Raw genomic sequence first — 11,840 nt, 5'->3', positions numbered from 1 at the left:
CCTGGACGCCGCAACCCCCGCCGCCATGCTGAAGGCCCGCACCTTTGAATGCATGGGCACGGTCATCGGGCTGACGCTGCCCGTCAGCTCCCCTGCGGAAGGGCAGCCTGGGCTCGATGAGCTGGCTGCCGCCACCGCCGTCGTCGAACGCCTTTTCCGCGACCTGGACGAACAATTCAGCCTGTACCGCCCGGATTCGGAAGCGGCCAGGCTGGCCCGCGGCGAGCTGATGCTGCGGGGCGCCTCAGCCCAGATGCGAGAGCGGTACGCCGAGGCGCACGAATGGCGGCTGCGCACGGAGGGCGCCTTCACCCCGGAACGGCCTGACGGCGTCCTGGACCTGTCCGGGATCATCAAGGGTCATGCCATCCGCGAGGCGGCCACGTCGCTCCAGGCCCTGGGCCGGCACGATTGGTGCCTGAATGCCGGGGGCGACGTGTTGGTCAGCGGCTCACCACGCCCCGGCAGCGCCGAGCCCTGGAAAGCCGGCATCGTGGATCCGGCGGACCGCCAAACCCTGATTACCGGCTACGCACTGGGCGCGGGCAGCCGGCACAGTGCGATCGCCACCTCCGGCTCCGCTGAACGCGGTGAGCACATTTGGCGGGTGGGACGCGGCGCCGGGTTTGTCCAGGTCACCGTGGCCGCCGCGGACATTGTCACCGCCGACGTGCTGGCCACGGCGATCGTCGCCGGCGGAACACAGATGCTGAACCGCGCCACGGACACCTGGGATGTTGCCGTGCTGGCGATCCGAGCTGACGGCTCCACGCTGGCGACTCCGGCCTTCCATCCCGCCTGAACCGCCCGCGCCCCACCGCCGCTACAACCGCTACAGCCGGGTGAGCTGGGCGTACTTGGGCTGCAGGTTGTCGCCGGACGACTTGCCGGTGACGCGCCGGACCACCCACGGCGCGGCGTACTCGCGGAACCACCGGGCGTTGGCGCGGAGGGCGTCGGCGCCGCTCAACTCCGGAACAGGGGTCATCGGCGGGACGTCGATGGAATGGTCGTACTTGAGGACCTCGAGGACGCGCTTGGCCATGTTGGCGTGGCCGGCGGCGGACATGTGCATCCGGTCGTGGGCCCACATGCCCCAGTCGTAGTACTCGCTGAAGCGCCAGTAATCCACCAGCAGGGCGCCGTGGTCCCCTGCGATTCCGCGGACCAGTTCGTTGTAGATGGCGGTGCGGCCGCGCATGGTGCCGAACACCTTTGAACCCCGGGCATCGAAACCCGTGAACATCACCACAGTGGCGCCGGTGGCCGCCAGCTTCCCGACGGCGTCGTTGTACTCCACCAGGAGGTCATCGATGTCCACGCGCGGGCGGAGGATGTCATTGGCCCCGGCGTAGATGCTCACCAGCGTGGGTTTAAGTTCGACGGCGGCGTCCACCTGCTCGGCCACGATCTGCCGAAGCTTCCTGCCGCGGATGGCCAGGTTGGCGTAGCCGAAATCCGGATCAGCGGCGCAGAGCTGCTCCGCCACCCGGTCCGCCCAGCCGCGGACCCCGTTGGGGCGGGTGGGGTCGTCGTCACCGACGCCTTCGGTAAACGAGTCGCCAAGGGCCACGAACCGGGAAGTGAAATCCATGCGGTTAGTTTGCCATCCGTTGCCGGAAGCAACCAATTGCCGGTTATGTCGCTTGGTCAGGCTGGGTTTCGCGCAGGATCCAGTGGTCCTTGTCCAGGCGTCCCACCACTTTCTCGCCGATCCGCGCCAGGTCCAGCACATCCTGCCCGGTCAGGGCATCGAGGAACAGGTCGCGGACGTCCTCAACATGGCCCGGGGCCAGCCCAACGATGGTGGCCATGCCTTCCTCCGTGAGGTGCGCGGTGGTCACCCTTGCGTCATGGGGGTGGGGACGCCGCTCCACCCAGCCGCGCTTCTGCAGCTTGGTCACCACATGCGATAGCCGGGACAGTGAAGCGCTGCTGCGGGCGGCGAGCTCACTCATGGGCAGGAACCGGTCGTCTGCCTCGGACAGCATGGCAAGGACCGTGTAGTCGAAGAGCGACAGCTTCCCGGCCGCATGCAGCCTGGTGTCGAGGGCCGCCGGCAGCAGCGTATTGATGCTCACCAGCGCCAGCCAGGCGCGGCGTTCGTCAGCGTTGAGCCAGCGGGGTTCGGTCATGGCCCCCATTCTACGATTGATCTTTCAAGTAGCTGGAAGCGGCACGGGTAGGCTTGCCCCATGTATGTTGTCTCCCTCACCTACCGCGTGCCGCAGGAGATCGTCGACTTCCACAACGACGCCCACATCGCCTGGCTGCAAAAGGCGTTCGACGACGGTGTCTTCATTGCCGCCGGCCGCAAGATTCCCCGCACTGGAGGGCTGCTGCTCTCGCAGGCGGAACGGGAAACCCTTGACGCGAGCCTTGCGCAGGACCCGTTCTACATCAACGGCGTGGCCGACTTCGAGGTGCTGGAGTTCCACGCCGGCCGGGTGGCCCCGGGGTTCGAAAACCTGTTGGACACCCCGCCCGCGCAAACCACCTAAGGTGACGCAGGCCGCTAGGGTGGGCTGCCGCCGTCGTACCCTTCTGCGGCGAGCTTCTTCAGGCCACCTTTCCGCGGCACCTTCACAGGCTTGGGCCAGCGCGGGCTGAGCCTGTCCCCCAGCGTCACCCCGCGGAGCTTGCGGCCAAAGAGCGGCAGGACCCAGTCATGGACCCAGCGCCGCTGGCGCCGTTCCCATTCGCGCAGGCCCAACCTTGGTGGTGGCTCCCAGTCCCGGGGTTTGATCTTGTGCGGCACGCCCAGCTGGTCCAGCACCTGCCCGGCCAGGTATTTGTGCCCGGCCTTGGACATGTGGAGCCGGTCAGAGTCCCACATCCTGGCGTCGTGGAAGGCATCCAGGCACCAGTAGTCCACCAGCACGGCCCCGTACTTTTCCGCGATGTCCCGCACCCGCTGGTTGTAGTAGGCGTTGCGTTTCTTCAACGGCTCCAGGAGCGCGGAAACCTTGACGTCGAACCCCGTGAAGAGGACCACCGTGGCCCCCGTGCCGGCGAGCTGGTCAACAAGCTGTTCATAGTCCGCCATGAGCGCGGGCATATCGGTCTTCAGGTCCAGGATGTCGTTACCGCCGGCGTACAAGGTCACCAGTGTTGGCCGCATCCGCAGTGCCGGCTCCAGCTGCTCGTCGATGATGTGCCGCAGCCGCTTGCTCCTGATGGCCAGGTTGGCGTACTTCCACCCCGGCTGCGCCTTGGCGAGCTTCTCGGCAACCCTGTCGGCCCACCCCCGCACCCCGTTGGGCAGCCGCTCATCCCGGTCCCCCACGCCTTCGGTGAAGGAGTCGCCAAGGGCCACAAACACCCGCCGCCCGGAGTCAGGAAGCAAGGATCCAGTCACCACCGCCCCAACGTAGCGGCGCTGGGAAAAGCAAGGACGACGCCGGGATGAACAGTAAGTGAGCGGGAGCTTGGGAAAGCGCTGCGGGATCCGGTGGAGCACTTATGGCGTCCGGGACCCGCTGTCCGTCTGCATTCCTCCGTAAACCGGACGGAACTCCCAGGTGTAGGAGCCGTCCGCTTTCAGGCTCATCCTCAGGTGGCCCCAGGTATCACTGAACTTCCGCTGGACGTAGGCCGGGTTGCTCGCGAACGATCGGAGGCCGATACCGCCGGTGGACACCTGGAACTGCTGCATGCCGTCGGGGACGCATTGGTCGGCGTTGTTCACCGGGCAGGTCCGCTCATAGTTGTGCTGGGACCCGGACAGCAGGACTTTCACCCGGTTGTTCCAGAACATGTCGATCCAGGGCTTCGCCTGGGTGAAGCGCGTGTGGCTGGATGTGTCGGACGTGAAATACGGGTCGTGGTAGACGGCCGCCAGATGCTTCCCCGCGGCCTTGGCCGCCTTCAGGTCAGCGTCCATTTCGGCGGTCATCGCCTGCGCCCGGGCCACGTTGTAGCGCCATGTGGCCGTGGGCGCCACCAGGATATGCCAGTTCCCCTTATCGAACGAATACCACTCCAGCGCATCCTGGAACCGGCCCAGAGTGGTGCTGGTAGCGGACTTGGTGGTGTTGACGCACTGGCCGTCCATGAACCGGTCCACGTCATCGTTCACACCCGGCTCCACATCGTGGTTGGGGCCCGTGGTCCAGTACGTCTTGGCTTTCAACCCGCCCCACAGCGTGTTCCACGCTCCAAGCGCCGAGCAGGTCCCCTTGTCGTACTGGAAGTCGCCGATGGCAAGGAAATTATCCAACGAACCATCGTTGAGGCCGCTGATGATGCTGGCAGCGTTCTTGCCGGACGCCGAACTCGTGGACGTATTTCCTGACGGGTTCATGTCGCCAACAGCGGCGAACTCGAAGGAATCGCCCGCCGGCGGCGTGGTAGGCGCCGGGGTGGGAGTCGGGGTGGGGGTAGGAGTCGGGGTGGGGCTCGTCCCGCCGGCGGCCGGGTAGACACGTATCCAGTCCACGCGCATTTCCGCAGCACCGTCAGCAGTGGAATCAGGGAACCAGTCCAGTTGCAGCGTCTGGTGCATACTGCCCGGAGGCTGGTGGTTGGGGTCGGTGTCCTCGAACCACTTCACGCCATCCACGTATCCGACCATCCCGGCGGGGGACCAGTCCACTGCGTAGTTGTGGAACTGGGTCACGTCCAGCGTCTTGCTGGCCCTGGTCTGGGAGTTGCTGCAGGAGAAGTGCTGGAAGAAGTTGATCACGTTCCAGGCGCCCGTTGTTTCCGCGTAATCCACTTCGCCGTCGCAAGGCCAGTTTCCGCTGTCCGGCCACAGGATCGAAACCATATGGTACTCATTGTCGCCCGACCCGGCGGCGCGGACTTCCCACCGCCCGTACTTTTGTTTGGCGAACTTCGCGGACATCCCGGCAGTGGTCCCGTCCGGGGTCCCGCTCATGACCATCTTGGAACCGTCCACTGTTACCTGCTGCGGGCTGCGGATGCCTTGGCCGGCGTGCCCTGCGCTGTTGTACACGCTCCATTTGGTGGCGTCCGGGGCTCCGGTGTAGTTGAACTCGTCCCCGGCCACAGGTGCGCCCCAGTTCTGCGTGGCAGCAGCCTGGACTCCGCCCGCATCAACGGGAGCGGGCGCAGGGGTGGAGGTAGGGGTGGGGGTTGGCGTCGGGGCGGGGCTTGTCACCACGGCGTCAGCGGCGGTGGTGACCACCAGCTTTGGGCGGAGTGCCGCGTCCAGGGCCTGGTTCGATTTGAAGCCCAGCCATTTCTGCGCGCTGGATTCGAGCCGGAAGTTCTGCTCGCCGCCGGTGGGGCCGACGCCCTTGGTAACGTCCCATTCCACCCAGGCCCCCGTGGCGAACCCGCCGGTCTTGGCCAGCCAACTCCCGCGGGCCGGTGCGTTGTTCCAGGTGACGCCCGTTTCGGCCCATGTGCCGCTGGTGGTGTACACGTCCACAAACTCGGTCGACGTTGCCGCCGCCTCAGAATATGCCCGCAGCTTTGCCGAGACGATGTGTTCCCCGGCGGGGACCTGGACGTTGAACCGCAGGAGACTGCTCCGCGAGATGCTTGTCCGGCCCTCCGTGGACCAACGCACACTGGTCCCGAAGTTCTCCGTTGGCCGGTCGGCCTGGACATAACTGTCGGCGGTCGGCGCGAATGTCAGCGCTCCCACCGCGTTCGCCACGCTGCCCACTACGGCAAGTGAGGCGAGCATGACTAAGAGTGTCAGGGCAGAAACAGCTGGCCGCAGGATAGTTTTCATGGAATGAGACCTTAATGTTCCAGTTGAAATATCCGAAGCATACGCGTGTCACACCCTGTGACACAGCAATTTCCTTAATTGGCAATTGCTGAAAATTTGTGTTACTGCGCGGAGGCGCCGAGCGGGCCGGGGTTAGCCTTCTGCTTTGCCCTGCCGCCAGTAACCCATGAAGGCCACCTGTTTCCGGTCCATCCCCACGTCGCGCACCAGGTAGCGCCGCAGGTCCTTGATGACGGCGGCTTCGCCGGCGATCCAGGCGTAGAAGGGCATGGCGCCGGCGGGCATTCCGGGGTTGCCGGCGGCGCCGATGTCCCCCGTTTCGAGGCGTGCGGGGGTTTCCCAGAGGATGTCCGTGTCCACGTTGACGTCTTCGGGCTCCGGGCCGGCGCCGCCGCCGTCCGCTTTGATGCCCACCCAGCCCGGCACGGGGACTGCTGTGCGTACGGCCTCCTGCAGCAGCTGGCCGTGCGGCCGGGAGCGGCCGATGACGGCGCCGCGGGCAAGCCACGTGATCTCGATGTCCGCCGGGGACTGCAGTTCAAGGAAGTCGCCGGCCTGGGGAACCTCCAGGAGGGCGTGCCCGCTCATGTACGGCGGGAGGGTTTCGAGGATGGCGGAGATGGCGGGGACTGCGGTTTCGTCACCGGCAAGGAGGATGCGCTGGGCCAGGCCGGGCCGCCATTCGATGCCGGAGTATGTCCCGGCAGTGATGCAGTGGGCGGCACGGTTGTTGGGCCCGATGATGGTGAGGGCGTCACCGGGTTTGGCCTTCAGGGCCCAGTCCGCGGCCGGCCCGCTGTTGTGCGGCCCGTCCTTGTGCATCGCAAAGTCCACGTCGATCTCCGGATACACCGCGTCCAGCCGCGCCTCACGGACGGTGTAGGTCCGCATCGAGCCGCGCACCTCCGGGTCCATGGCCAGCCAATCCCGATACCAGCCGGGCTGGCCGGTGTTGACGGCCGGCAGCGGCAGCTGCGAGCCGTCCGGGGCCAGGGACGGAATCAGGAGCTTGATCCGGAGGTCCAGGGTGTGGCCTTGGACGCCGAAGTCACGCAGCGCGTAGCCACCGAACGTGATCCTGCGGAAGGTGGGGCTGAGCTGCTGGACGGAGGAAACGGTGACCTCAAAGGCGAGACTCATCGGCTGGGTGGTCATCGGCTGGGCACTTGCCGGTTGTGCAGTTGCCGTTTGTGCTCGGGCGGTGTCGCGGGTCGTCATGGGACGGGCTCCAGTTCGTAGGCAGTGTGGTGGCGGCCGATGGGGATGATCAGCGGGGTGGCCGAAACGGGGTCCGGGATAACCCGGCTCTCCAGGCCGAAGACGTGGCGGACCAGTCCTTCCGTCACCACCTCGCGCGGGGACCCCACCGCTGTCACGGTGCCGTCCTTCATGGCGATGATGTGGTCCGCGTAGCGGGCCGCCAGATTGAGGTCGTGCAGGACGATTGCCACGGTGATACCCCGTCTGCGGTTGAGGTCCGTTACCAGGTCCAGGACCTCCACCTGGTGGGCCAGGTCAAGGTAGGTGGTGGGTTCGTCCAGCAGCAGGACGTCGGTTTCCTGGGCGAGTGCCATGGCAATCCAGGCCCGCTGCCGCTGGCCGCCGGACAGTTCGTCCACGTCGCGCCCGGCGAGGTCCAGCGTCCCGGTGGCTTCCAGCGCGCGCTGCACGGCGGCGTCGTCCTTGTCACTCCTGCTCCGGAAGAAACCCTGGTGCGGGTAGCGCCCGCGTCCCACCAGGTCTCGGACGGTGATGCCGTCCGGGGCGGTGGGGTGCTGGGGAAGCAGGCCGAGGGTCCGGGCCAGTTCACGGGCCGGACGGGTGTGGATGTCCCTGCCGTCCAGGGTCACGGTGCCGCCGGCGGGCTTCAGGAGCCGGGACAGCCCGCGGAGCAGGGTGGACTTTCCGCACGCGTTGGCACCCACGATCATGGTCACCCTGCCCTCGGGAATCCGGACGTTGAGCCCGTCCGCCACACAGCGCTGGCCGTACGTGAGCGTCAGGTCGCGTGCTTCGAGAAGTGCCACGTCAGGCATCCTTTCGGTTGGCCGTGACCAGGAGCCACAGCAGGAAGGGGGCGCCGAGCGCGCCGGTGACAACACCCACCGGCAGGACGGTGCCGTCCAGGAACAGGGGGGCCAGGTTGGCGGCGACATAGTCTGCCGCCAGGACAATCAGGGCGCCCACCAGGGCCGACGCCGGCAGGCTGGCCTTGCCGGCGAAGCGGCGGGCGATGGGAGCGGCCAGGAAGGCGACGAACGACACCGGCCCTGCGGCCGCCGTCGCCACTGCCGCCAGCGATACCGCAATGGCCACCAGCGCCAGGCGTGCGGCATTGACGCGGACCCCCAGCCCGGCCGCGGCATCATCACCCAGTTCCAGGATGCGGAGCGGACCGGCGATGAGCACAACGGCGGGAACCAGCACCGCGAGCGCCAGGAACAGGACTCCGGCCCGGTCCCAGTTGGCGGAGTTCAGGGATCCATTGAGCCAGACCAGGACGTCGGCGGCAGAGCGGATGTCAGCGCGGGTCATCAGGAAGCTGACAACTGCGTGCAGGGCGGCAGCGATCCCGACGCCGGCAAGGACCAGCCGGTTTCCGGCGGCGCTCCCCCGGCCTGCCCTGCGGGTGGCACCGCCGCTGGAGATCGCATGGATCAGGCCTGCCACGGCCAGTGCACCCGCCAGCGCCGCCCCGGAAACCAGCGCACCGGAGGCGCCGAAGATGACAATCGCAACCACCGCCGCCGCGCTGGCCCCGGAGCTGATGCCGATGACGTCGGGGCTGGCCAGGGGGTTCCGCAGCATGGTCTGGAACAGGGCGCCGGCCAGCCCGAAGGCAGTCCCGGTCATGGTGCCGATGACGGCCCGCGGAAGCTTGTTCTCCATCACGATGAAGCTGGCGCCCGGAATCCTGGCGCCGCCCGTCACATGGTTGAAGACGATGGCGAAGAAGTCCGGAACGGTCACCGTGTAGCTGCCCAGCAGGACGGATACGAAAAACAGGAGCACGACGGCGGCGCCCAGCACGGCGGTCCGGTTGCCGGCCCCCTTGGCCATCACAGCCCGGCCCCCTTTCCGCGGCGGATCAGCCACACGAACACCGGCGCACCGATGAGGGCGGTCATGATGCCGGCCGGGACTTCGCCCGGCGGCAGCACCACCCGCCCAAGAATGTCGGCGGCCAGGAGCAGGACCGGAGCCGCCACCAGGGAGAAGGCCAGGATCCAGCGGTAGTCGGGCCCGGTGAGGACACGCACGGCATGCGGTACCACCAGGCCCACAAAGCCGATGGGGCCCGCCAATGCCGTGGCGGTGCCGCAGAGCAGGACGATGCCCAGGGCCACCAGGGCCCGCGAGGGCCCGACGCGCCGGCCAAGCCCCCGCGCGATGTCGTCCCCCAGCGCCAGGCTGTTGAGGGTGCGGCCGGCCAGGAGCACGATGAGCGCACCGGCGGCCAGGATCGGCAGGCCGGGCAGGAGTACGGTCCAGTCACGGCCCGCGATGCCGCCCACCTGCCAAAAGCGGAACCTGTCCAGGGTGTCCTGGCTGGAGACCAGGATGATGTTCATGAGCGAGGACAGTCCGGCGCTGAGCGCGGCTCCGGCCAGCGCGAGCTTGACCGGGGTGGCTCCCTCCCTGCCCAGCGAGGCGATGAGGTATACCACCACTGCGGCAGCAGCGGCCCCAATCAAGGCGAACCAAACGTAGCCGGAGAAGGTGGCCACACCGAAGATGTAAATGCCGGCGACCACCGCCAGGGCGGCTCCGGCGTTGACGCCAAGAATGCCGGGGTCGGCCAGCGGATTGCGGGCAACTCCCTGCATCGCGGCCCCGGCCAGGCCCAGCGCGCCGCCGGCCAGCAGGCCCAGGACCGTGCGCGGAATGCGGGCCAGCACCACGGCATGGTCACCGTTGGCGGGATCGAACGCGGAAAGGGCCTGCCATACCGTCGCAAGGGGAACCTCCCGGGCCCCCACGGCCAGCGATGCCCCGGCCACCAGCACCAGCACGACGACGGCGCCGGCCAGCCAGGCGGCTCGCGTTCCCGGCGCAACACCGCAGACGGGAGCAGCGGCTGCCCCGGCCCGCACCTGGGTGCCCGTGCCGGCGGCCGGACGTACCGTCGTCGTACCCATGAAGGCGCGGCCCCTACTTCACTGCATCCGCCGCCGTGGCCAACTGCGGCAGGAACGTATCCAGCGACCACGGCAGGCTCAGCGGCGACGACGCCGAGATGGACAGGGTCAGGGTGTTGTCCTGGTCGGCCACCAGGGCGCCCTTCCTGATGGCCGGGATCTGCCCGAGCAGCGGATCAGCCTTGATGGCCTCCGCGGTGGACGCGTCGGGAACCCAGGTGACGAAGATGTCCGACTGCAGTTCGTTCGCCTTCTCGGCGGACCAGGAAAGGTAGAACTCCTTGGAACCCTTGGAGTTCTCCGCGACCACCGGGGCCAGGGTCATGCCGATTTCGGTGAGGAAGCGGGGACGGTTGTCGTTGGTGGTGTAGACGTTGACGCCGTCACCCCGGGCGGGCTCCAGGTTGCCGTAGATAAAGCTCTTGCCCTGGATCTGCGGGTACTGGGAGACCTTGTCCTTAACGGTGGTCTCGGTGTCGGAGACCAGCTTGGCCGCTTCCGCTTCCTTGCCCAGGGCCTTGCCGATGATGGTGGTGGAGTCCTGCCACGAGGTTCCGTAGGCCACTTCCGGGTGCGCCACCACGGGGGCGATTTCGCTGAGCTTCCTGTAGTCCTCCTCGGTGAGGCCGGAGTAGGCGGCGAGGATGACGTCCGGGGCGAGCTTGGCGATTTCCGTGAAGTTGATGCCGTCCGCCTCCGAGTACTGCACGGGGGCCTTGGCCGATCCGAATCCGGCCCCCAGCTTTTCGAGCGCCGCGTCCTTCCAGGGGGTGGACCCCTTGTCATTGCCACCCCAATCGTTCCTGGGGACACCGACGGGCACCACGCCGAGGGCAATCGCGACGTCGTCGTTCACCCATGAAACCGTCGCCACGCGCGCGGGCTGCTTATCGATGGTGGTTTGGCCGAATGCATGGCCGATGGTCACCGGGAACTGGGTGCTGCTGCCGGTGCCGCCCGTGCCAGCCACTGAAGAGGCCGGACCCGTGCTGCAGGCGGACAGGGTCAAGGCTGCCGCGGCGAGCACCGCAGCCGCCTTGCCGGCGGAAGAGAAAAGCGTCCGGCGGGTGGAGAGAGGGCCGGAAAAGAGGGGGGACGTCACGGGGCTCCTTGGATCAGGCTGCTGGAAACTTAAGTAAGGCTAACCTATGTAAGTGTCGATTACGCAACGTTTTTGTCACCTAATCCCGCAACGTGACAAAGGCCACATGCGCCATCAGGTTCTTGGACAGGGCGGGGCACATTTGGCAGGATTGCCTTGCCGGCAGGGCACCCTTACCAGGGCACGCTGAACAGAAACGGAACAACGGGAACAATGCGCATGCAAAAGGTCGTTCCGGCCGCCGCTGCCATGGGAAGCGGGGTGGCCGCTTTGGCCTGCTCCGCGGAGACTGACTGACTCCCCTGTCACCCCGGCCCGGCTTAGGGCCGCCCACCCTTTACGAAAGTTCAGCCATGCAATCAGTCACGCCCCAACAAATCCGTTCATCCTTCGTCAACGCCAGCCGCTCAGAAGCAGCCAAGCTGACACTGCCCAGGAACTTCGACGCCCTGGACTGGGACAGCCTGGAGTTCCTGGGCTGGCGCGATGAAAAGATGCCGCTGCGCGGGTACTTGGTGGTTCCCGGCCCCAAGGGCCTCACGGGCATCCTGCTCCGGGCGCCCGAAGGAGGAGCCAGGAAGAACCGCTCGGTATTGTGCGAACTGTGCCGGGATGTGTTCTCGAAGGAGGACGTGCTCCTTTGGGTCGCAAGGCGCGCAGGCCAGTCAGGACGCGACGGCAACACCGTGGGGACCCTGATCTGCGCCGACTTCCTGTGTTGTGGCAACGTCCGCAAGGAACCGCCGGCCAACGAGATCAACCCCGATCCGGCGGCCGTCGTGGTACGCCAGATCCAGGGCCTGCAGGACCGCACCGCGCAGTTCCTGGCCCGCGTGCAGAATAAGTAGGCGGTCAGCGGAAGCCCTCCATCACTCCGGTGACGGAGGGCTTCCCC

At 67.1% G+C, this 11,840-nt stretch carries 12 protein-coding genes; 3 read left to right on the top strand and 9 right to left on the bottom strand.

The features are described 5' to 3' along the window. Window positions 1-25: 25 nt before the first annotated feature. Window positions 26-802 carry an FAD:protein FMN transferase gene (locus AC3ANU_RS03205; protein ID WP_488316016.1) on the top strand — a complete coding sequence of 259 codons (777 nt, stop codon included), beginning with the start codon at window positions 26-28 and terminating at the stop codon, window positions 800-802. A 30-nt stretch (window positions 803-832) separates the two neighbouring features. Here AC3ANU_RS03205 and AC3ANU_RS03200 read toward each other — a convergent pair whose 3' ends face one another. Further along, window positions 833-1,594, bottom strand: coding sequence for an SGNH/GDSL hydrolase family protein (locus tag AC3ANU_RS03200; RefSeq protein ID WP_018771907.1), 762 nt, complete (start codon window positions 1,592-1,594; stop codon window positions 833-835). 43 nt (window positions 1,595-1,637) lie between these two features. Next, entirely contained in the window at window positions 1,638-2,135 is a 498-nt protein-coding gene (locus tag AC3ANU_RS03195) for a MarR family winged helix-turn-helix transcriptional regulator (protein WP_026266173.1), read from the bottom strand. A gap of 60 nt (window positions 2,136-2,195) precedes the next feature. Between AC3ANU_RS03195 and AC3ANU_RS03190 the strand changes: the two genes are divergently transcribed. Beyond that, window positions 2,196-2,501 carry a YciI family protein gene (locus AC3ANU_RS03190; RefSeq protein WP_018771909.1) on the top strand — a complete coding sequence of 102 codons (306 nt, stop codon included), beginning with the start codon at window positions 2,196-2,198 and terminating at the stop codon, window positions 2,499-2,501. Window positions 2,502-2,515: 14 nt separating this feature from the next. Here AC3ANU_RS03190 and AC3ANU_RS03185 read toward each other — a convergent pair whose 3' ends face one another. The 7 genes from AC3ANU_RS03185 to AC3ANU_RS03155 form a co-directional block, all read right to left on the bottom strand. Beyond that, the gene (locus AC3ANU_RS03185; RefSeq protein WP_488315424.1) at window positions 2,516-3,361 is read right to left on the bottom strand and encodes an SGNH/GDSL hydrolase family protein; all 846 of its coding nucleotides are present in this window, start codon (window positions 3,359-3,361) and stop codon (window positions 2,516-2,518) included. A 99-nt stretch (window positions 3,362-3,460) separates the two neighbouring features. Then, complete coding sequence (locus AC3ANU_RS03180; RefSeq protein ID WP_488315423.1) at window positions 3,461-5,656, bottom strand: CBM96 family carbohydrate-binding protein; 2,196 nt, start codon at window positions 5,654-5,656, stop codon at window positions 3,461-3,463. A 180-nt stretch (window positions 5,657-5,836) separates the two neighbouring features. Next, window positions 5,837-6,859 (bottom strand): siderophore-interacting protein, encoded by a 1,023-nt coding sequence (locus AC3ANU_RS03175; RefSeq protein ID WP_488315422.1) that lies wholly within the window; start codon window positions 6,857-6,859, stop codon window positions 5,837-5,839. Window positions 6,860-6,918: 59 nt separating this feature from the next. Further along, a complete protein-coding gene (locus AC3ANU_RS03170) occupies window positions 6,919-7,731 on the bottom strand; it encodes an ABC transporter ATP-binding protein (RefSeq protein WP_134164934.1) in 813 nt (270 codons plus the stop codon). A gap of 1 nt (window position 7,732) precedes the next feature. Continuing rightward, window positions 7,733-8,764, bottom strand: coding sequence for a FecCD family ABC transporter permease (locus AC3ANU_RS03165; RefSeq protein ID WP_488316015.1), 1,032 nt, complete (start codon window positions 8,762-8,764; stop codon window positions 7,733-7,735). Next, complete coding sequence (locus AC3ANU_RS03160) at window positions 8,764-9,843, bottom strand: FecCD family ABC transporter permease (protein WP_488315421.1); 1,080 nt, start codon at window positions 9,841-9,843, stop codon at window positions 8,764-8,766. The genes AC3ANU_RS03165 and AC3ANU_RS03160 overlap by 1 nt, the downstream gene beginning before the upstream one ends. 13 nt (window positions 9,844-9,856) lie before the next feature. Beyond that, window positions 9,857-10,945: an iron-siderophore ABC transporter substrate-binding protein gene (locus tag AC3ANU_RS03155; protein WP_134164932.1), complete on the bottom strand. Its 1,089-nt coding sequence runs from the start codon at window positions 10,943-10,945 to the stop codon at window positions 9,857-9,859. Between the two features lie 353 nt (window positions 10,946-11,298). Between AC3ANU_RS03155 and AC3ANU_RS03150 the strand changes: the two genes are divergently transcribed. Continuing rightward, on the top strand, window positions 11,299-11,793 hold the full coding sequence (locus tag AC3ANU_RS03150; RefSeq protein ID WP_018771917.1) for an FBP domain-containing protein: 495 nt from the start codon (window positions 11,299-11,301) through the stop codon (window positions 11,791-11,793). The last annotated feature ends 47 nt before the right edge of the window (window positions 11,794-11,840 follow it).

The organism is Arthrobacter sp. SDR-2R, from assembly GCF_057747955.1.
Note: the sequence above shows the minus strand (reverse complement) of the source record. Positions and strands in the feature narration are given on the sequence as shown.

What these genes read in the sequence shown, in the direction of transcription:
- AC3ANU_RS03190 (WP_018771909.1), top strand. Translation starts at nt 2,196, where the DNA reads ATGTATGTTGTCTCCCTCACCTACCGCGTGCCGCAGGAGATCGTCGAC.
- AC3ANU_RS03195 (WP_026266173.1), bottom strand. Translation starts at nt 2,135, where the DNA reads ATGACCGAACCCCGCTGGCTCAACGCTGACGAACGCCGCGCCTGGCTG.
- AC3ANU_RS03200 (WP_018771907.1), bottom strand. Translation starts at nt 1,594, where the DNA reads ATGGATTTCACTTCCCGGTTCGTGGCCCTTGGCGACTCGTTTACCGAA.
- AC3ANU_RS03180 (WP_488315423.1), bottom strand. Translation starts at nt 5,656, where the DNA reads ATGCTCGCCTCACTTGCCGTAGTGGGCAGCGTGGCGAACGCGGTGGGA.
- AC3ANU_RS03150 (WP_018771917.1), top strand. Translation starts at nt 11,299, where the DNA reads ATGCAATCAGTCACGCCCCAACAAATCCGTTCATCCTTCGTCAACGCC.
- AC3ANU_RS03205 (WP_488316016.1), top strand. Translation starts at nt 26, where the DNA reads ATGCTGAAGGCCCGCACCTTTGAATGCATGGGCACGGTCATCGGGCTG.
- AC3ANU_RS03165 (WP_488316015.1), bottom strand. Translation starts at nt 8,764, where the DNA reads ATGGCCAAGGGGGCCGGCAACCGGACCGCCGTGCTGGGCGCCGCCGTC.
- AC3ANU_RS03175 (WP_488315422.1), bottom strand. Translation starts at nt 6,859, where the DNA reads ATGACCACCCAGCCGATGAGTCTCGCCTTTGAGGTCACCGTTTCCTCC.
- AC3ANU_RS03160 (WP_488315421.1), bottom strand. Translation starts at nt 9,843, where the DNA reads ATGGGTACGACGACGGTACGTCCGGCCGCCGGCACGGGCACCCAGGTG.